Consider the following 18,493-nt stretch of genomic DNA (forward strand, 5'->3'; position numbering starts at 1 on the left):
CATGACGTTGCAGACTCCTCCCACAGACGCCCTGCCCACCGGATCCCCCGTGGAGATCTGGACCGACGGAGCCTGCAAGGGCAATCCGGGCGTCGGCGGCTGGGGCGCATGGCTGAAGTCCAACGGCCACGAGCGTGAGCTCTACGGCGGTGACCCGCTGACCACGAACAACAAGATGGAGCTCACCGCCGTCATCGAGGCGCTGCGAGCGCTCAACCGTCCGTGCGTGGTCACCCTGCACGTCGACTCCACCTACGTCATGAACGGCATGTCCAAGTGGATCGCCGGGTGGAAGCGCAACGGCTGGAAGACCGCGGACAAGAAGCCGGTCAAGAACGTCGAGCTGTGGCAGGCCCTGGACGAGCAGGTCGCCCGGCACACCATCACCTGGAAGTGGGTCAAGGGCCACTCCGGCGACGTGGGCAACGAGAAGGCCGACGAGCTCGCCAACCGTGGTGTCGACGAGGTCCGTGCGGCGGCCCGGCGATGACCGGCCAGCACGCCCCCGACGCCTCCCACGACCACTCCCACAACGACGACGCCGAGCCTCGCTGGGACGCCGCCGCCTGGGACGAGCGCTACAGCGAGCGCCAGATCGTCTGGAGCGGGAACGTCAACCCGTGGCTCGAGGAGGTCACCGCGCCCTTGACCCCCGGCCGTGCGCTCGACGTCGGCTGCGGTGAGGGCGCGGATACCGTGTGGCTGGCCGACCACGGCTGGACCGTGACCGGAGTGGACATCTCCGGCGTCGCGCTGGCCCGCGCGCAGGCGCACGTCGACACCCTCCCCGACCCCTCCCGGGTCACCCTGGAGCGTCGCGACCTGGCCGAGTGGACGCCGCCCGCGGGCGGCTTCGACCTCGTCTCGGCGTACTTCTTCCACCTGCCCGTCGACGTGCGCGACGCCGTGTACCCCCGCCTGGTCGCCGCCGTCGCCCCCGGCGGCACGCTGCTGCTCGTGGGTCACGACGCCGCCGACGCCGAGGCCCTCGCCCAGCGCCCGCATGCCGAGATGCTCTTCACCCCGGAGCTGCTCGCGGCCTACGTGCCACCGTCCTGGCAGGTCACCGCGGAGCGCCGGACCCGGCTCGGCCGGATCCACGGCGGTGAGCCCGGCCAGATGGGTGAGGTCACCGACTCCGTCCTGGTCGCCGTCGCGCCTGCCTGACCCGTGCCCGTCGCCCGGCAGGTCCTCGCCCACGCAGCCGCAGCCCCCGAGCGGGTGGCCGTCCGCTCGGACGCCGCGCCCCCGCTCACCTACGCCGGGCTCGCCGCTCGCGCACGAGCCGGCGCCGCCGCCCTGGCCCGCGACGGCGTGCGGCCCGGTCAGGTGGTGGCGATCGACCTGGCCGGAGCCACGGACACCCTCGTCGCACTGCTCGCGGTCGATCTCGCCGGAGCCGTCGCGCTCATGTGCGACGGCTCCTGGACGCCCGCCCAGCGCTCGGAGATCCTCGCCGCAACCGGGCCGGACCACCACCTGACGACGCTGAGCGCCGTCGATCTCCCCGCGCCCGAGGCGCCCGTCGAGGTGAGCGACGACGATCTCGCCTGGGGCGGGTTCACCTCGGGCAGCACCGGGCGCCCGCGCGCCGTCGTGCGCAGCCGCGGATCGTGGACCCGGTCCTTCGCCGCCACCTCCGACCTCACCGGGATCAGCGCGGGCGACACCGTCCTGGTCCCGGGACCGCTGTCCACCTCGTTGTTCTGCTTCGGTGCGGTGCACGCCCTGGCAGCAGGCGCCACGGTCCGCCTGACACCGAGCATCGCTGCCGCCCTGGGCGGCGTGGGCGGTGTGGGCGGGCTGAGTGACTGCGACGTCGTCCACCTGGTCCCCGGTGCACTGGGCACCGTCCTGGACGCGCTCGACTCCCCCGCTCCCCCGCCGTCACGGCTGCGGACCGCGGTCGTGGGCGGCGCGGCGCTGCCAGCATCGGTCCGCGAGCGGGCGGCTGCCCACGGCATCTCGGTCATCGCCTACTACGGCGCGACCGAGCTGTCCTTCGTTGCCGCCGACCCTGACGGTAAGGGGCTGCGGGCCTTCCCGGGCGTCGAGATCGAGGTCCGCGACCCGAGCACCGGTCAGCCCCTCGCCAGCACCTATCCTCTCGGACAGGTGTGGGTCCGCTCGCCCTGGATCGCCCACGGCTACCTCGCCGGCGCCGCCGGACCGTTGCGCACCGCCGACGGGTGGGCCAGCGTCGGTGACCTCGCTGAGCTGACCGCACCTCCCGCCTCCCGCCTCGTGCTGCGCGGCCGGGGCACCGGCGCGATCGCAGTCGGCGCCGCGACCGTCGTCCCCGAGGACGTCGAGGCGGTCCTGCGGACGGTCCCCGGGGTGGCCGACGTGGTCGTCCTGGGCACCCCGCACCCGCGGCTGGGGCAGGTGGTGACGGCCGTCGTCGTCGGGCAGGACGGCGACCCCGACTGGGCCGCGCTGGAGCGCGCGAGCCGGGAGGCGCTGAGCCCAGCCCAGCGTCCGCGGCGCTGGTTCGCCGCCGCGACACTGCCGGTGACGGGCACCGGGAAGCCAGCGCGCGCCGTCGTGCAGGACGGGCTGAAGGACCAGGACCCGGCGTACCGGCCAGCACGGCACGGGCCCCCGACATCGTCGGGCGCACAACGGCATTAGGCTCATCCGTGTGATTGAGATGAAGACCCCAGCCCAGATCGACATGATGCGTGAGACCGGCCGCGTGGTCGCCCGTGCGCTCGAAGCCATGCAGCAGGCCGCGCAGATCGGGGTGACGCTCAAGGAGATCGACGCCGTGGGCGCGCAGGTCCTCGCCGATGCCGGCGCCACCTCCCCGTTCCTCAACTACCACCCCGACTGGTCCCCGGTGCCCTTCCCCGGGTCGACCTGCACCTCCGTCAACGACGCGATCGTGCACGGCATCCCCACCGACTACGCGATCGCCGACGGCGACCTCGTCAGCCTCGACTTCGGCGCTGTGCTCAACGGCTGGTGCGGCGACTCCGCGCGCAGCTTCATCGTCGGCACCCCGCGTCCGGGCGACCAGGAGCTCATCGACGTGACCAAGGCTGCCCTGGACGCTGGCATCGCCGTTGCCCAGGTCGGCAACACCATCGGGGACATCGGCTACGCCGTGTCCAAGCTTGCCCGCAAGGCCCGCTACGGCAATCTCGAGGACCACGGCGGCCACGGCATCGGCACCGAGATGCACATGGACCCCTTCGTCCCCAACGAAGGCCGCCGCGGCAAGGGCCTCAAGCTCACCCCCGGCCTGGTCATCGCGATCGAGCCGATGTTCATCGCCGACGGCCGCAGCGACTACAAGCACGACGCCGACGGCTGGACCCTGCGCACGGTGCGCGGGGCCCGCGCGGCGCACTGGGAGCACACCATCGCGATCACCGAGTCCGGTCCGCGGATCCTCACGGCGCTGTGACCCTGCCGACCCGGCTGACCTCGCCCACCCGGTGACGGTCGTCGTCGCCGCGCGGCGCAGCCCCATCGGCACCGCCGGTCGGGGGCTGCGTGCGCTGCTCGCCCACGAGCTCGCCGCTCCCGTCCTGGCCGCCGTGCACGACGACGCCGCTCGCACCGGCCTGCTCGGCGCGGACGGCGCAGCCCGCTCCCCGGGGGACGTCGTCCTGGGCAGCTGCACCGGGCCGGGCGGCAACCTGGCCCGGGTCTCGGCCCTGGCGGCGGGCCTGGGCACCGCAGTGCCCGGCCTCACCGTGGACCGCCAGTGCGGCAGCGGCCTCGCCGCGATCCTCACCGCCCACCAGGCGATCACCGCCGGGGACACGGACTACGTGCTGGCGGGCGGGGTGGAGAGCGCCTCCACGGCGCCCCACCGCGCGCACCGCCCCGGCGCCGCGCCCTCCCGCGACAACGTCGCGGCCCAGCCCTACGCGCGGGCGCCCTTCGCCCCGCCCGGCTTCCCCGACCCGGACATGGGGCCTGCGGCCGACGATCTCGCCGCCGCCCGGTCGGTGTCCCGCGTGCGGCAGGATGCCTACGCCGCCGCCTCGCACGCCAAGGCGCTCACCGCCCAGGCTGCGGGCACCTTCGACCGCGAGCTCGTGCCCCTCCCCGACCTGGCCCGCGACGACCGGCCACGCCGCCTCGACGTGGCGATCCTGGCGAAGATGCGCCCGGCCTTCACCTCCGGCGGTTCGGTCACCGCCGCCACCGCCAGCCCGATCAGCGACGGCGCGAGCGCGGTCGCCCTCGTGTCCGACGCCGCGTGGTCAGCCACCGGTGCCCCGGGCGTCGGGCGGGTGCCCGGGCTGCGGATCGTGGCGGGCGCCGTCGTCGGCTGCGACCCTGCCCTGCCCGGCTGGGGCGCGGTACCCGCGATCGAGGCCGTCCTGGCCCGGGCCAGGCGCACGGTGAGCGAGGTGGCGGTGATCGAGATCGTCGAGGCCTTCGCCGCGCAGGTCCTCGCCACCACCGACGCCCTCGGGCTCGACCCGTTGGGCGCGGACTCCGGTCGCGTGTGCCCCGACGGCGGGGCGCTCGCTCTGGGGCACCCGTGGGGAGCCAGCGGCGCCGTCGCGGTCACCCGGTTGTTCTCCACGCTGGTGGTCGGTGGTCACCCCGCCGGGACGCTGGGGCTGGCGGCCGCGGCCATCGGGGGCGGGATGGGCATCGCGATCGTCGTGGAGGTCGTGCGGTAGGGACGCCCTCGTCGAGGCCCCGTCTCTGGCGTATCAGTCCGCGCGGTCGCCGAGCGGCTTCCGGTCGGTCCAGTGGTAGACCATCACCACCGCGCCCAGCACCGCGAGAGCCAGGCAGACCGCTGCGAGCACGTCGGTGACGAAGTGGTAGCCCAGGTACAGCCGGCTGAAGGCGACCAGCGCGATGACCACGACCGCCGTCGCCGTCCAGACGAGGGCGACGGTGCGCGAGTGGTGACGGGTCCACACGAGGTATCCGCTGACCAGCACGAGGGTCGCTGCCCCGATCGTGTGCCCTGAGGGGAAGGAGAAGGAGGACTCCACCCCGGGGACGCTCATGAGCCCCTCGGGCGGGCGCGGACGGGCCACGAGCGCCTTGATGAGCACGGAGATCGCGGTGGCGGTGAGCATCGCCGCCACGAGCAGCAGCGGGTCGCGCCAGCCGCCCGAGACCTTCGCCCAGACGAGGCAGCCGATCGCGACGATGATCGGCAGGACCACCGGGCCGAAGAGGTTGGTCACCACGGTGAGGACCGTCGTCGCCGTGGACGAGCGGTTGTCCGCCAGCCACTCCAGCACCGGGGTGTCCAGGGCAGCGAGGTCGTCCTTCTCGTAGACCGCGTCGAAGACGACGAAGAACCCGACCACCCCCAGCACCACGAGGATCAGGCCGGGCAGCACGGTGACGAGCACGGCGGTCACGGAGCGACGATCGATGGTGGGGGAATCCATCCGATGACCTTACAACGGCGAATCCGCACAAAAAGACGTGCACTCATGAGGACGGCCGTGATTGGCTGTGGCCACACCGCGGTGACGTCAGGGCAACGGAGTCGACGCCTGAGCCCCTTCCATCACACGTCACGGAGAACCACCATGAACTACCCCGGTTACGAGCTCATCGCCCCTGGATATGAGCTCATCGCCCTCGAACGCATCCGACTGGCCAAAGAGCTCGAGCTCGACGGCCGTCTGAGCGGCCAGCTCATACCGCGCACCCCGCTCATCCAGCGGGTGAAGCGACTCGTCAAGCGCTCCGCGTGAGCGCCTCCCGCGCCTCGTCGGCCGGTGCCCCTCACGGTCCCGCCGACGAGGCGCTCTCATGCACCCCGTAGGCTGAGGGGCGTGGCAACGACACCAACCAATGACCGGATCGTCTGGATCGACTGCGAGATGACCGGGCTCGACCTCGGCGCGGACGCCCTCGTGGAGATCGCAGCGGTCGTCACCGACTCCGAGCTCACCGTGCTCGGCGAGGGCATCGACATCATCGTCAAGCCGCCCGCCGAGGCGCTCGAGCAGATGAATGACTTCGTGCGGGACATGCACACCAGCTCGGGTCTGCTGGCCGAGCTGGAGAACGGCACCACCCTGGCCGACGCCGAGGCTCGCGTGCTGGACTACATCCGCACCTTCGTGCCCGAGCCGGGCAAGGCCCCGCTCGCCGGTAACTCCGTCGGCACGGACAAGATGTTCCTGGACCGCGACATGACGGAGCTGTCCTCCTACCTGCACTACCGGATCATCGACGTCTCCTCCATCAAGGAGCTCGCGCGTCGCTGGTACCCGCGGGTGTACTTCGCCTCCCCCACCAAGAACGGTGGGCACCGCGCCCTGGCGGACATCCTGGAGAGCATCGATGAGCTGCGCTACTACCGCGCCGCGCTCTTCGTCCCCCAGCCCGGCCCGGACACCCAGACCGCCCGGACCCTCTCGGCGAAGATCGCTGCGACGTCGGTGTCGGGGACTCTGTCGGTCCCGAAGAACTTCGTCCCGGGTGTTTGACGTACGTCACACCCGCGAAGGCCACCGCGTGTTCTCGGCACCCGAAAAAGCCAGGTAGACTTCTTCACGGTTCGCAGTACAGGAACTGTTCATGGTGGGTATAGCTCAGCTGGTAGAGCACCTGGTTGTGGTCCAGGGGGTCGCGGGTTCAAGTCCCGTTACTCACCCCATGCGAAAGGCGCCTCACGGAATTCCGTGAGGCGCCTTTCTCGTTCCCGGCGCGTACCGGCTCATTCCTCTGTCGTCCCTTGTCGACCTCTGTCGCCCTCTGTCGACAATCCGCCCCGCGCCGTGCCAGAGACAGCAGAGGGCGGAGGCTCGCGCCTCCGCCCTCTGTCGTGCCCTGCCGCCTGCGGGCTACTTCGTCTGGGCCCGCGCCACGATCGCGTCGGCGAAGCGGTCCGGGGCGCCCTGCGCCTTGTTGAGGAACAAGGTCGGCTCGGTGAACTCGAGCTCGAGGAGGATCGGGTCGCCGTCGTCGCCGGGCACGAGGTCGATGCGCGCGTAGAGCAGCGAGGCGGCGGACTCGCCGAGGATCTCGTGAGCTGCCTGCAGGGCGCGCTCGCCCAGGGCGAGCTCGGCCTCGGTCGCCTCGATGCTGCGCATGACCTCTTCCTGGTACAGCCCCTGGGTGGGGCGGTGACCTCGGGTGAGCATGGCGTTCTTGCGCACCGCGTGGGAAAACTTCCCCTCGAAGAAGATCAGCCCGGTCTCCCCCACCACATCGATCTGGTTGAGGTAGGGCTGGACCATGACGTGACGGCCCGAGCGCAACAGGTCACGGGCGTGCAGGATCGCCTCGCCGCGGGCCTTGGCGGTGTTCTCCTGGTACCGGGCGGTGTCCCGGGCGCCGGCGCTCACGGTGGGCTTGATGACGTAGTCGCCGTGCGCGGGCAGGCGGGTGTGGATGGCCTGGGAGGTGAGGTGACGGTCCGGGTCCAGCCACAGGGTCCGCACGATGGGCAGACCCATCTCGCCCAGGGTCTTGAGGTAGTACTTGTCGATGTTCCAGGCCAGCACGTCGGCGTCGTTGGCGAGGCGGGGCACGGTCTTGGCCCACGCGATGTACTCGTCGCGGCGCTGGGAGTAGTCCCAGGTGGATCGGATCACCACGAGGTCAAAGCTGTCCCAGTCCACGTCTGGGTCGTCCCAGACAGCGGCAACGGCCTCGACGCCGCGGTCCGCGAGCGCGCCCAGCAGCGGGGCGTCGTCGGGATCGAGGTCAGGCAGGACGGAACAGGTCGCAAGGGCTACACGGGTGGTCGGCACCTTGACAGGATACCGACCGCGCCTGAGTTTGCGGCGACTGTCGTCGTGGGCGGGCCTGATGTGGGGCTCCTCACATCACGTGCACTCACCCGGCGCAGCCATGAAAAGCAGCAAGGCCCGGAACCGTGTGAGGTTCCGGGCCTTGCGTTTGTACGCCATCCTGGACTCGAACCAGGAACCCGCTGATTAAGAGAGCGCTGATCGGCGTACTGTTTCAGACCGCCCGCGTCAGGATGGCGGAATTCCGCGCGTCTCACGGTCGAAGAAGACCCTTAGAGGCACCCCGTTCGGACCTGATCTGCATCTACGACGTACGTGCCATTGGGGTCCGCGAGCTGCGCGCTACGGAGGTGGCCGTTGCGCAGCCGTTTACGGACACCGGAGCAGGTGATCCCGAGTAGTGCTGCGGTTTGCTCGACGCTGTACCCACGGCGCATCCACGTTGGGGACGTTGCCGCGTTGGCGGGGTCGAGGGACTGCAGGATCTCGTCGCGGATCAGCTCCGGCAGGACGACGGGGAGCACAAGGCCCTGGGTTGACGCTGCAGCGGCTCTGCGCAGTGCGCGGTCCCCGGTTTGCAGCGTCAACGCCAGGAGAGCCCCGCACTCAGCGGGCACCTTGATGAGCACTTCACGTCCATCCACACTGAGATAGTCACCCGTGGGGTGTGACGCGTCCGTGAACGGCGACGGGGAGCTGAGCTGGCCGCTCAAGGCAGCACGACACGGCGCCGATGGTGTAGTCACACCGGCGAACCAGGGGATGCTGTGTCGAATCTGGGATAGACGAAAAGCGACCGCAGAGCCGTCAAGGCTCCAGGGCCAGCCCCGAGGCCAAGTGAGCACGCTGCGTCCGGTGTTCGACACAGCCGAAACTACTGGCCCTGGTCATTGACCGGTGGCGACCCAACCCGACCGCCCCGCACGCCCCGCACGCTTGGAACGCCCGCTCGTCGAGAATTGAGGAGCGGAGGAGCGACTAGGCGCTCTCGCTGCTCCCTCTTGGGGGTGAGGTCAGGCGCCGCCGAACTCAGGAATCAATTGCCGACAGCGGATGGTCTCCAAGAGTTCAAACGCGATCTGCCTGACGCAAGGCAGGATCGGGTCATCCTCGACCGCTCGTTCGCCGTCGACGTCGCCAATCATCCAGCCGAGCGTCTCGCCGGCGGCCAGAGCAGCGATCCGATCTTGAGTGTGCGGATCAATGTGCGCTCCCCCTTCCTTGTTGGCGAGCGCCATTACAAGATCCTTACGAGAAAAAATCTCACCAGACCCGTCGCGGACAACCAGCATCGTCCACCATTCTTCAAAGGGCCGAGCCGCATACCCTCCTGGACGTGGTGGCCCGTCGTCAAGCATCGGCTCGTATGATGCAACGACGCGCCCTTGATCATCAACAACGGTTGACCTCATCATTAGGAACGGCATGAGGGGAAGCGGGTTCTGCATGTTAAGTGAGCCCGCAGTGTCCATGAAGAGCCACTGATTCTTGAAAGCAAGTTGTCCAAGGAGAGACCTGGACATAGAAGTATCGTGAAGCAACGTACGGATCGTGACCGCCAAGCGTTTCGCCTCGTGACGGTGACCTTGGTCGAAGGCGCTAGAAGATGAATGCAGGTAGTAGAGCTGCTCATCGAGGATCTCTAGGAGTCTGTCTCGCGTCTTGACTACCATTGCCACTCCCTGCGATTCCGATGGTGCCAGGCTGTCCATGGCAGCCATCTTCGCAGGCCGACCAACTGGAAGCCTACACGCGTACAATCGCAGCAGCGGGCTCGCCGGTCGGTGCCAAAGTTCTATCCATCAACCTCCGCGGTCCAGTCATCTTGTCGCTCCCGGACCCAACTCAGAACCACGGGGACTCAGCCGATTTGCCATTGAGCACACCTGGTTGAACGACATCGCAACTTCAACGAACAACTTGATCGACTCCAGGAACCACTCGAAGCTCAACCTCTCGGTAGCATCGGCTCGATTCGCTGCTTCGACTATGGCGTCATCAGAGCGCGTCCTGCGCACCGGCCGGTGCCGGAAGTAGTCGCCGCTCCGCTGTGCCGGCCACGCACTGTGGACGACGGCATGCCTGCGCTCCAACGCGCCGATCGCACTATTGAAGTACTTGATAACCTCCGCTACATCGTCGAGTTCACCGCTGCTGTCCCCAGTGACCCCGAGCGCCGCCAAGTGGTCGCGGTCCTCCTTCGCCAGCGATCCGGCGGGCCGGTTGCGGTGCCAATCCTGCCCCTCTCCATGCAGCACCTGGTGCACGTGAAGCAGGTTCTGCTCAACGAGCGCCGCAAGGCATGCGATCCGGCCCACAGCTCCATAGAACCGCTCCTCATGGTTGCCAAGGATCGTTTCTGGGATACCGAAGGCGTCTGCATTCATGGTCCAGATACTGCCCCAGGCGTGACGGATCCGTCACGTCAACCGGTTGGGTCATGCGCGAGGCGCCAACATCAGCGCAGGCTGCCAGGGCGAGTACGGATGGCATGGCCGGAGCCACTGAGCACCTCGAGCGGGCTGGGGCGGTGGGTCCAATCGGCGTCCGGCACCTTCGGCCCATCACGTCAGCACGCCGTGGTCCGTGCCATCATCAGCGCATGACGCTCACCTGGTTGCAAACTCTAGTCATCACCACGGTCCCTGCTGCGGTCACGGCTATTGCCTTGATGGTGCAGAGTCACCTCACGTCGCGAAGTGAGGACCGGCGCATCGCGGCTGCGCGAGGCCACGAGCAGGCGCACGCGCGAGCCGTGCTGGTGCGCGCACTTCACGAGGACGCGCTTCGTCATCTCAACCTGCTCGTGCACGACTGGGGTACCCGGGTCCGTGATCTCACGATCGCGGACCGAAGCGGCAGCTCGGCCCCTTTGATTTCCATGGATGACCCTCGCCGACGCGTGGCCGAGACCTATGACCTGAGCGCTCGACTGGGGCTCGCCGCCTCGGAGGAGTCGTTCGCCGCATTCAAGGCAGCCGTCAACACAATTGGTGAACACCACGCTTCTCTGCTCCAGACGGCATATCTGAGTGGCACAGAGTCACGGGAGGCGCATTGCCACATGGATGAGGCGCTGGAGCTCAGAGACGCATACAGAGTCGCTGCCCGCAAGGACTGCCTGTTCGGCACATAGACCCGAGGGGCGCGCAAGCGCTGGTCGAGAACCGTACGTGCCGCGACTCCCGTGGGGTGTTGCTGTCTGCTGTCAGCAGGGGCGATGCGCTCAAGATGAGAGGTGGATGGACCGATGGTCAGAGCATCTCTCGATTGGGGCAGCATGCGAGCACGTGCAAGTGACACGGTCGTTTTCGAGTTGTGGGGCCAACGCGGCTGGCAGCGGGTCGACGTCGCCGGTACCGGCTACCACCTCGTCGACATCGCAAGGTTCCTGCCCAAGCCGATCCCGGACACCGGTGCCGACGTCGCAGTGTCTGTCCAGCTCATTCCCGACCCGGAGAACCGCCACGACAGGAACGCCGTCAAGGTGATGGCCGGCAACGCGCTGCTGGGCCACCTCCCGGCCGAGCTGGCGGCCGCATACCAGCCGCGCATCGTCGCACTGCTGAAGGGCGGCTACGCACCGCAGTGCGGCGCACGGATTCGCGCATGGCCCGAGGGCAACTGGATGATCGACCACCGAGGCGATAGTCAGCGGGTGGCCACGGACAGGTTCCAGGCGTCCATCGGCCTCGACCTGGCGGAACCGCACATGCTGTTCCCGCTCAACCCACCGCCGACGCCAGCCCATGTCGTGCTGCCGATCGGCCGGTCTGTCCAGGTGAACGGCACAGACGCCCACATGGCGACGCTCCGGCCATGGACACGGCCGGAGGGCGAAGGGTGGGTGCACGTCACGCTGCATGCCATCACCTTGCAGTTGGCTCGGTCGACTCGGCGGGTCGTAGAGGTTCGTCTCGACGGCGATCGGGTCGGGCAGCTGACGCCCAAGATGAGCGGGGAGTTCATCCCGGCAGTCGAAGCCCTCGAGTCGGTGGGACTTGGAACGGCGGTCCGGGCCGTACTGAAGGGCAACGCGTTGAAGGCGGACGTGAACCTGTTCGCGGTGCGGTCGGGCGAACTGTCGCAGGAGTGGCTTGCTGAGGCACTGTCCTCGCGGTCACCTGCGGCCAGCACGCCAAGCCAGAGCCCGGAGCTTGTCGACGTGCTCTCGGCGCTTCCCTCGGAGCCGTCTGCCCCGCCGGCCGGGTGGTACTTGGATCCGTTCGACGGTTCAGTGCTGCGGTGGTGGGACGGTGCGCATTGGACGGATGGCACCCATCCGAACGGGTGAGTGCACCCGGTCCCCCTAAGTCGCGTTCGCCGTCTGATTCGGTATCAGCACTCCCGCCTCTGACCTGCAGAGATACATCCTGTTCTCACGACGTTGTCACAGCATCAGAACGCACGAAAGGCACCCCTCGCCGAAGCAGGAGCGCCCTTCACGTCACCCGGGAGAGAGGCACCAAATCCGCCGCAAGCGCCCTGGCACGCACAACGTACGGACAGCCCTACGACCCGGTTGAACCGCCGGCCTCGATCGCGAGCACGGCCCGCAGCGGTGACCGATCCCCCTCCCCTACCCTCCGGAGCGCCTCACCCAGATCAGCCCGCACAGCGGCATCCGAGACGGTCAGGCCATGAGCTTCGAGCACCAGGCGCACGACGTCGCCCAGCTGCACCTGCTGCTCCTCCAGCCGCAGACGACGCTCATCAAGCCCAGCGTCCTGGACCATCTTCTGCATCTTCCCGGACTCCGTCGCCGCAGCCCGGATCTCCCGCAGCATGGCTACCGGTTCCACGGCACGACCTGTCGACGCCACCCCCTCAAGAGCCCGCAGTACAGAGTCCAGCGTCGTCGCCGCACCCATCAGCGCCTCCGCCGGCGAACGCTCCACCACGTCCCCATACGCCGCCGCCTGAGCCCGCAGCTTCCGAGCCTCCTGGTTCGCCTTCACATGTCGATTCCGACCATGCACCGGGCACACTCCCCCACCCACGACGACTCGCTTGCACTGCTCGCCCGTGCTCTTCGCCTTCGCCGTGCGCCGAGTGCCCATCACGGGAGGTTCCATGAGGTCACCCCTTCCATGAGGTCAGCCCCGAGGCGCCAAGGTCGGGATGGAATGGCGGAGGCCTTTGGTGTCATGGTGCCTGCTGGGCGAGGCGCGCTTCCCGGACGACGCCCATCTGCCCGACGCGGACCGGCGCCGACTGCGGAAGATCCGCCTACATGATCTACATCACGGTGCAGCGTCCATGGCCCTCATGGCGGGTTTCGACATCGCCACAGTGAGCAAGAAGCTCGGGCACTCGAGCATCAGCATCACGGCGGACACCTACACGCACCTGATTGGTGGTGTGGGGCGCAAGATGGCCGACGCTGCGGAGCTGTTGATGCCTCCCAGGAACAACGGTGACAACACTGTGACAACAACCACTCCGAAACGACGAAGCGGCCCTACCCCTGAGGGGTAGAGCCGCTGGTCGTATGGTGCGCCATCCTGGACTCGAACCAGGAACCCGCTGATTAAGAGTCAGCTGCTCTGCCAATTGAGCTAATGGCGCGCGGTGGAAACACTAACAGGCTCTGACCGCTGCAGGCAATCTGGCTTGTTACCCCGTCGAGAACGTTGGGATATCAACGATAATCGCTGATGTCTCGCGGCTTTTCCCCTCGACTTCGGTGATAACTCTACCCCACGTCCAGAGCCTCGGACGCCATGATCTGGTCGGAGTCAGGACCGTCGGGGTTGGCCAGGTCGGCGATGAGGGCCAGCGGGACCCGGTCCTCGACGAGGCGGGCCAGGAGTGCGCTCACGTCTCCCAGGGCGAGGTCGGGCAGGACGGCGTCGAGCTGCGTCCCCCGCGACTCACAGAGTCCCCAACCAACCTCGTGCGACGTCACGCTCGTCATGATGCCTCCCCCTACTCGTTGCCCACCACACTACGAAAGCCGCTCAGGCGCACAGCCACAATGGTGAGAACTGCCCATCGGTCGTCTGCACGCGCCAGACCAGCATGCGGGGACGAGGAGGGCGCCGCGCGGTCAGCGCGCTGCATTCACCTCACCCTCACCCCGACCTCACCTGAGACCTACAGGTAGAGGCCCGGCGTCCCGCCGCTCTCGGCGACCTGGGAGACCGCGTGCACGTCCTTCTCACGCAGCAGCACGTACTGCGCGCCGCTGATCTCCACCTCGGCCTTGTCCTCGGGGTCGAAGAGGATCCTGTCCCCCACGTTGACCTGCCGCACGTTCTCGCCGGCGGCGGCCACCCGGGCCCAGCCGAGGCGCTTGGGGCCCACCGCCGTAGCCGGGATGACCAGGCCCGCTGAGGACTGCCGCTCGGCCGAGTCCACCTCGGGCAGGACCAGCAGGCGGTCGTGCAGCATCGTGACGGGCAGGGCAGGCAGCGGCGCGGATTGAGGACTCACCCTGTCCACGCTACCCGGCGTACGCTGGCGCCAGACGATCCGGTGCCCTGGCGCCGGTCCACCGACCCGTGAGGAGCACGATGTCCGTCCGCCTGTCCCCCGGTGACCCCGCCCCCGACTTCTCCCTCGCCACGGCCGACGGCGGCTCCGTCTGCCTGGCAGACCTGCGCGGGCAGCGCACGATCGTCTACTTCTACCCGGCAGCGAGCACGCCGGGCTGCACCAAGGAGGCGTGCGACTTCCGCGACAGCCTCGCCTCGCTGCAGGGCGCGGGCTACGCCGTCGTCGGGATCTCCCCGGACCCGGTCGCCAAGATCGCGCGGTTCGTCGAGGCCGAGGCTCTCACCTTCCCCCTCGCCTCCGACCCGGACAAGGCTGTGGCCACGGCCTACGGTGCCTACGGGGAGAAGAAGCTCTACGGCAAGGTCGTCACGGGCATCATCCGATCGACCTTCGTCATCGACGCCGAGGGCCTCATCGAGGTGGCGCAGTACAACGTCCGGGCCACCGGTCACGTCGCCAAGCTCCGCCGCGACCTGGGCATCGACGCGGCCTGAGAGACCGTTAGACTCTCCCCCGAGCGCGAGTGGCGTAATTGGCAGCCGCGCCAGGTTTAGGTCCTGGTGTCTTCGGACGTGGGGGTTCGAGTCCCCCCTCGCGCACAGCTCATCTCTCGTGACAGGACACCATCTCGTGCACAACTCTCCCATGCACGACGCCGCACCCGGCCTCGACCCTGTGGCACCGGCTGACGGCAGCGCGCCGGACGCACCCCGCACGCCCCGCTATCGCCCGGTGCTCTCCTTCGTCCAGCGCAGCAGCCGTCTCAAGGACCGTCAGCAGCGCACCTGGGACGCTCTGGCCCCGCTGTACGTCATCGAGCCGCCGCGCGTCGACGCCAAGACCTCCGTCCAGCCCGACTTCCGCTTCGACCCTGAGGTGGCCTTCGGGCGCTCGGCGCCCCTCGTGGTGGAGATCGGTTCCGGTCAGGGCGAAGCCGTGGCGCACGCCGCCGAGCAGCACCCGGAGACGAACTTCCTCGCCGTGGAGGTCTACACCGCCGGGGTCGCCCAGACCCTGCAGCGGATCCGCCAGCGGGAGCTGACCAACATCCGCATCGTCCAGGCGAACGCGGTCGAGGTGCTCACCACGATGCTGCCCGCGGACTCGGTCGACGAGCTGTGGCTGTTCTTCCCGGACCCGTGGCACAAAGCCAAGCACACCAAGCGCCGCCTCGTCACACCGGCCTTCATGGACCTGCCGGCGCGGGTGCTGCGCCCGGGCGGGGTGTGGCGCCTGGCCACGGACTGGGCGGACTACGCCCGGCAGATGCGCGAGGTCATCGGCGCGGACGAGCGTTTCACCGCCGACCTGCACGCACCCCGCTTCGACGGACGCGTGCTCACCAGCTTCGAGCGCAAGGGCCTGGCCAAGGACCGCGAGATCGCGGACATCACCGCGGTCCTGACCGCCGACTGAGACGTCTGCAGAGACCCTTCAGAGACGACTGAGCCGAGCGGACCAGCCGCTCGGCTCAGACGTCAGTGCTCACGGGTGCGGGGGGCTACTCCGCTGCCGGCGCTCCGGACTGCGCGGCGATCTGGGCACGGACCTCGTCCATGTCCAGGCCCTTGACGGCCTCGACCACCTGGGCCAGCGCGGGGGCCGGGAGGGCGCCGGGCTGGGAGAAGACCAGCACGCCCTCGCGGAAGGCCATGAGCGTGGGGATCGAGGTGATGTTCGCCGCGGCGGCGAGCTCACGCTCGGCCTCGGTGTCGATCTTGGCGTGCACGACGTCCGGGTTGGCCTCGGAGGACGCCTCGAAGACGGGGGCGAACTGGCGGCACGGGCCGCACCAGGCAGCCCAGAAGTCGACGAGGACGACGTCGTTGTTCTTGATGGTCTGCTCGAAGGTCTCCTGCGTGAGCTCCTGGGTGGCCATGTGATTCCTCTCAACGAAGTGATCTGTCTGTCTGTAGGACACATCTGGAGCCCAGACTATTCCCCCGGCCGCGGTCAGCGGCTCTCACCAGCGGCGGGGTGGCGGTCGTCGGTGGGATCGGGGTACAACTGCACAGTGACCGACACCGCGGACTTCCCCCAGCCAGACTTCGACCCCAAGGACTCCCAGCCCGCCGGCTGGCTCAGCGAGCAGGAGATGGCCGCCGCCCGCGCCAGCCTCCCCCTCGTCTACGTCGATGCCGTCCCGGTGCGCGTGGACGACTCCGGCGACGTCGTCGCCGTCGGGCTGCTGCTGCGGGTCTCCCGCGAGGGAGTCATGACCCGCGCGCTCGTCTCGGGGCGGGTCATGTACCACGAGCGCCTGCGCGACGCGCTGCTGCGCCACATCGAGAAGGACCTGGGCCCCGTCGCCCTGCCGCAGATCCCGCCGTCCCCGCAGCCCTTCACCATCGCCGAGTACTTCCCGACGCCGGGCATCACCCCGTACTACGACCGCCGCCAGCACGCCGTCTCGATGGCCTACGTGGTCCCGGTCACCGGTGACTGCGAGCCCCAGCAGCACGCCCTGGACCTGGCGTGGCTGACCCCTGAGCAGGCCTGCAGCGAAGCCGTCCAGGCGGAGATGTACGGCGGCCAGGGTGTGCTGCTGCGCCAGGCGATGGCGCACGTGGGTCGCCTGTCCTGAGGTCTACAGGTCCAGCCGCGGCCAGTCGTGCAGGTCGTCCTGCATGCGGCGGTCGTGGGTGGCCACGACCACCGCGGCCGACGTCGCGCGCAGGGCCTGGGTGAGGTCGTCCACGAGATCGATGGACAGGTGGTTGGTCGGCTCGTCGAGCAGCAGCACGTGCGGGGCGGCCAGCAGGGCGCACGCGAGGTCGAAGCGGCGCTGCTGCCCCACCGACAGCTCGGCGACCGGCCGGTCCAGGTCCTCCTCCGAGAGCACGCCGAGGAAGGCCACCGGGACGAGGTGGTCCGGGTCGAGAGCGCCGGAGGCCAGCAGCTCGAGGGCGAGCGCCCCGTAGAGCTCGAAGCCGGTCCGGCTCTCCTGCGGTCCGGCGGCTCCGCGGCGCTCTCCCTCCTGGGTCACCACCCCCAGGCGCGCGCCGGGCAGCACCGCGCGGTACCCGCGGTCCATGCCCACGGTGCCGGCGAGGACGCCCAGCAGCGTCGACTTGCCCGCGCCGTTCGCCCCCGTGATGAGCAGGCGTCCCGCCGGCGGCACGGTGATCCGCTCACCGGGCAGGTCCAGGCGGGGCGCGCTGCCCGGGCGTCCGTGCACGCGGGGGTTGCGCACGTCGATGATCGGAGAGGCCGGGGGCCACAGCGGCGACATGCTCGGCAGGTCGGGGAAGTGCAGCACCGGCGGCGGGGGCGGCACCTCGACGGCCTCTGCCTTGAGCTTCTCCACGAGGCGGTCCGCAGCCTTGACGTGGATGCGCGCCCCGGTCGCGCGGCGGTGCTTGTTGGAGCCCTTGGGCGGGCGCCACTCGTCGGAGAGCCCCTCGTAGGAGGCGTCCAGGCGCGCGGCGAGCAGCTCGGCGCGCTTGGTCTCGGCCTTGTACCGCTGACGCCAACGGTGCAGGGCCTGGTTCTTGGCGAAGCGGTAGGCGACGTAGCCGGGCTGGCCGTAGAGCACCGGCTTGCCGTCCATGGACGGGTCGAGGTCGAGGATGGCCGTCGCGGTGTCATCCAGCAGCTGGCGGTCGTGGGTGACGATGACCACCGCGCCCGCCCAGCCTGTCAGCTCGCGGGTGAGGAAGTCGATGCCGTCACGGTCGAGGTGGTTGGTCGGCTCGTCGAGGAGCAGCAGGTCCGCGCGACCGGCCAGGCGGCAGGCCAGCCGCACCCTGAACCGTTCCCCCACGGACAGCGTCTCCAAGGTCCTGGACAGGTCCCGGCAGGCCCCGAGCCGCGTCAGGGCGACGTCCACCCGTCGTTCCGCGTCCCAGGCAGCCAGATGCTCGACCCGGGCGAGGATCTGGGCGAGCTCGTGCAGGGAGGACCGCTCGTGGTCGAACTCCGCCGAGGCCCGGTCCAGCTCAGCCGCCGTCGACCGAACGGTGGCCAGGGCGCCTGCGACGAGGTCGCCGACCGTCTCCCCCGGGGTCACCACGAGCTCCTGCGGCACGACCGCGAGCGTGCCCTGGTGACGGACCTCACCCGCGGAGGGCGTGAGCTCACCGCTGAGCAGGCGCAGCAACGTCGTCTTCCCGGAGCCGTTCTCCCCCACGACAGCGAGCCGGTGACCTGCGGAGACCCTGAGCGAGACGTCGTTGATGACCGGGCGGCCAGGGAAGCCGAAGGACAGGTGAGAGGTCACGATGTGCACCCCGCCACGATACGCGGTGCCTTGGGGCACGGTGCTGCGTCGCGGTGGTCACCGGTACGGTTGCCGG

The 18,493-nt window shown here is 69.2% G+C and carries 22 protein-coding genes and 3 tRNA genes; 15 read left to right on the forward strand and 10 right to left on the reverse strand.

Going from position 1 to position 18,493, the window contains the following annotated elements:
* Nucleotide 1 precedes the first annotated feature (1 nt).
* The 5 genes from rnhA to SS2_RS10540 are packed head-to-tail and all read left to right on the forward strand — an operon-like array spanning nucleotide 2 to nucleotide 4,646.
* Nucleotides 2–490: a ribonuclease HI gene (gene rnhA / locus SS2_RS10520; protein WP_066463789.1), complete on the forward strand. Its 489-nt coding sequence runs from the start codon at nucleotides 2–4 to the stop codon at nucleotides 488–490.
* Entirely contained in the window at nucleotides 487–1,167 is a 681-nt protein-coding gene (locus SS2_RS10525; protein ID WP_066463791.1) for a class I SAM-dependent methyltransferase, read from the forward strand. Before rnhA ends, SS2_RS10525 begins: the two co-directional genes overlap by 4 nt.
* Nucleotides 1,168–1,170: 3 nt before the next feature.
* Nucleotides 1,171–2,631 (forward strand): class I adenylate-forming enzyme family protein, encoded by a 1,461-nt coding sequence (locus SS2_RS10530; RefSeq protein ID WP_066463793.1) that lies wholly within the window; start codon nucleotides 1,171–1,173, stop codon nucleotides 2,629–2,631.
* Nucleotides 2,632–2,641: 10 nt separating this feature from the next.
* Nucleotides 2,642–3,409, forward strand: coding sequence for a type I methionyl aminopeptidase (map, locus tag SS2_RS10535; RefSeq protein ID WP_066463794.1), 768 nt, complete (start codon nucleotides 2,642–2,644; stop codon nucleotides 3,407–3,409).
* 31 nt (nucleotides 3,410–3,440) lie between these two features.
* Complete coding sequence (locus SS2_RS10540; protein WP_066463795.1) at nucleotides 3,441–4,646, forward strand: thiolase family protein; 1,206 nt, start codon at nucleotides 3,441–3,443, stop codon at nucleotides 4,644–4,646.
* A gap of 33 nt (nucleotides 4,647–4,679) precedes the next feature.
* On the opposite strand, the gene SS2_RS10545 is transcribed toward SS2_RS10540, so the two are convergent.
* The gene (locus tag SS2_RS10545; protein ID WP_066463796.1) at nucleotides 4,680–5,378 is read right to left on the reverse strand and encodes a phosphatase PAP2 family protein; all 699 of its coding nucleotides are present in this window, start codon (nucleotides 5,376–5,378) and stop codon (nucleotides 4,680–4,682) included.
* A gap of 144 nt (nucleotides 5,379–5,522) precedes the next feature.
* Between SS2_RS10545 and SS2_RS17410 the strand changes: the two genes are divergently transcribed.
* From SS2_RS17410 to SS2_RS10555, 3 genes are all read left to right on the forward strand, one after another.
* Complete coding sequence (locus SS2_RS17410; protein WP_157607289.1) at nucleotides 5,523–5,690, forward strand: hypothetical protein; 168 nt, start codon at nucleotides 5,523–5,525, stop codon at nucleotides 5,688–5,690.
* A gap of 81 nt (nucleotides 5,691–5,771) precedes the next feature.
* On the forward strand, nucleotides 5,772–6,431 hold the full coding sequence (gene orn, locus SS2_RS10550; protein WP_066463798.1) for an oligoribonuclease: 660 nt from the start codon (nucleotides 5,772–5,774) through the stop codon (nucleotides 6,429–6,431).
* Between the two features lie 94 nt (nucleotides 6,432–6,525).
* Nucleotides 6,526–6,601: transfer RNA gene (locus tag SS2_RS10555), tRNA-His, on the forward strand.
* Between the two features lie 187 nt (nucleotides 6,602–6,788).
* Here the strand turns inward: SS2_RS10555 and SS2_RS10560 are convergent.
* The 3 genes from SS2_RS10560 to SS2_RS10575 form a co-directional block, all read right to left on the reverse strand.
* Entirely contained in the window at nucleotides 6,789–7,700 is a 912-nt protein-coding gene (locus SS2_RS10560; protein ID WP_066463800.1) for an ATP-grasp domain-containing protein, read from the reverse strand.
* Nucleotides 7,701–8,713: 1,013 nt separating this feature from the next.
* Complete coding sequence (locus SS2_RS17415) at nucleotides 8,714–9,412, reverse strand: hypothetical protein (protein ID WP_157607290.1); 699 nt, start codon at nucleotides 9,410–9,412, stop codon at nucleotides 8,714–8,716.
* 108 nt (nucleotides 9,413–9,520) lie between these two features.
* The gene (locus tag SS2_RS10575) at nucleotides 9,521–10,087 is read right to left on the reverse strand and encodes a hypothetical protein (RefSeq protein ID WP_157607291.1); all 567 of its coding nucleotides are present in this window, start codon (nucleotides 10,085–10,087) and stop codon (nucleotides 9,521–9,523) included.
* A gap of 215 nt (nucleotides 10,088–10,302) precedes the next feature.
* Between SS2_RS10575 and SS2_RS10580 the strand changes: the two genes are divergently transcribed.
* Together SS2_RS10580 and SS2_RS17760 are read left to right on the forward strand one after the other, a co-directional pair.
* A complete protein-coding gene (locus SS2_RS10580) occupies nucleotides 10,303–10,836 on the forward strand; it encodes a hypothetical protein (RefSeq protein ID WP_066463806.1) in 534 nt (177 codons plus the stop codon).
* A 144-nt stretch (nucleotides 10,837–10,980) separates the two neighbouring features.
* The gene (locus SS2_RS17760; protein ID WP_217995591.1) at nucleotides 10,981–11,994 is read left to right on the forward strand and encodes a DUF2510 domain-containing protein; all 1,014 of its coding nucleotides are present in this window, start codon (nucleotides 10,981–10,983) and stop codon (nucleotides 11,992–11,994) included.
* Between the two features lie 217 nt (nucleotides 11,995–12,211).
* Here SS2_RS17760 and SS2_RS10590 read toward each other — a convergent pair whose 3' ends face one another.
* Nucleotides 12,212–12,658, reverse strand: a complete 447-nt coding sequence (locus SS2_RS10590) for a hypothetical protein (protein WP_066463809.1) — start codon at nucleotides 12,656–12,658, stop codon at nucleotides 12,212–12,214.
* A 163-nt stretch (nucleotides 12,659–12,821) separates the two neighbouring features.
* On the opposite strand from SS2_RS10590, the gene SS2_RS18245 reads away from it, so the two are divergent.
* Nucleotides 12,822–13,178 carry a tyrosine-type recombinase/integrase gene (locus tag SS2_RS18245; RefSeq protein ID WP_083942121.1) on the forward strand — a complete coding sequence of 119 codons (357 nt, stop codon included), beginning with the start codon at nucleotides 12,822–12,824 and terminating at the stop codon, nucleotides 13,176–13,178.
* Nucleotides 13,179–13,192: 14 nt separating this feature from the next.
* On the opposite strand, the gene SS2_RS10595 is transcribed toward SS2_RS18245, so the two are convergent.
* From SS2_RS10595 to SS2_RS10605, 3 genes are all read right to left on the reverse strand, one after another.
* Nucleotides 13,193–13,268: transfer RNA gene (locus SS2_RS10595), tRNA-Lys, on the reverse strand.
* A gap of 127 nt (nucleotides 13,269–13,395) precedes the next feature.
* Nucleotides 13,396–13,617 (reverse strand): hypothetical protein, encoded by a 222-nt coding sequence (locus SS2_RS10600; protein WP_066463810.1) that lies wholly within the window; start codon nucleotides 13,615–13,617, stop codon nucleotides 13,396–13,398.
* A 179-nt stretch (nucleotides 13,618–13,796) separates the two neighbouring features.
* Nucleotides 13,797–14,093, reverse strand: a complete 297-nt coding sequence (locus tag SS2_RS10605; RefSeq protein WP_083942122.1) for a GroES family chaperonin — start codon at nucleotides 14,091–14,093, stop codon at nucleotides 13,797–13,799.
* Between the two features lie 122 nt (nucleotides 14,094–14,215).
* Between SS2_RS10605 and bcp the strand changes: the two genes are divergently transcribed.
* From bcp to trmB, 3 genes are all read left to right on the forward strand, one after another.
* Nucleotides 14,216–14,692: a thioredoxin-dependent thiol peroxidase gene (gene bcp, locus SS2_RS10610; protein ID WP_066463812.1), complete on the forward strand. Its 477-nt coding sequence runs from the start codon at nucleotides 14,216–14,218 to the stop codon at nucleotides 14,690–14,692.
* 23 nt (nucleotides 14,693–14,715) lie between these two features.
* A tRNA-Leu gene (locus tag SS2_RS10615) sits at nucleotides 14,716–14,797 on the forward strand.
* 31 nt (nucleotides 14,798–14,828) lie between these two features.
* The gene (gene trmB / locus SS2_RS10620; protein WP_245643507.1) at nucleotides 14,829–15,614 is read left to right on the forward strand and encodes a tRNA (guanosine(46)-N7)-methyltransferase TrmB; all 786 of its coding nucleotides are present in this window, start codon (nucleotides 14,829–14,831) and stop codon (nucleotides 15,612–15,614) included.
* 85 nt (nucleotides 15,615–15,699) lie between these two features.
* On the opposite strand, the gene trxA is transcribed toward trmB, so the two are convergent.
* Nucleotides 15,700–16,077, reverse strand: a complete 378-nt coding sequence (gene trxA / locus SS2_RS10625; RefSeq protein ID WP_066463816.1) for a thioredoxin — start codon at nucleotides 16,075–16,077, stop codon at nucleotides 15,700–15,702.
* Between the two features lie 135 nt (nucleotides 16,078–16,212).
* Between trxA and SS2_RS10630 the strand changes: the two genes are divergently transcribed.
* Complete coding sequence (locus SS2_RS10630) at nucleotides 16,213–16,782, forward strand: NUDIX hydrolase family protein (RefSeq protein WP_066463818.1); 570 nt, start codon at nucleotides 16,213–16,215, stop codon at nucleotides 16,780–16,782.
* Between the two features lie 3 nt (nucleotides 16,783–16,785).
* Here the strand turns inward: SS2_RS10630 and SS2_RS10635 are convergent, their stop codons facing one another.
* Nucleotides 16,786–18,426 (reverse strand): ABC-F family ATP-binding cassette domain-containing protein, encoded by a 1,641-nt coding sequence (locus SS2_RS10635; RefSeq protein WP_066463820.1) that lies wholly within the window; start codon nucleotides 18,424–18,426, stop codon nucleotides 16,786–16,788.
* Between the last annotated feature and the right edge of the window lie 67 nt (nucleotides 18,427–18,493).

The sequence above is a fragment of the Sanguibacter suarezii NBRC 16159 genome (assembly GCF_001552735.1).
Taxonomy (GTDB): domain Bacteria; phylum Actinomycetota; class Actinomycetes; order Actinomycetales; family Cellulomonadaceae; genus Sanguibacter; species Sanguibacter suarezii.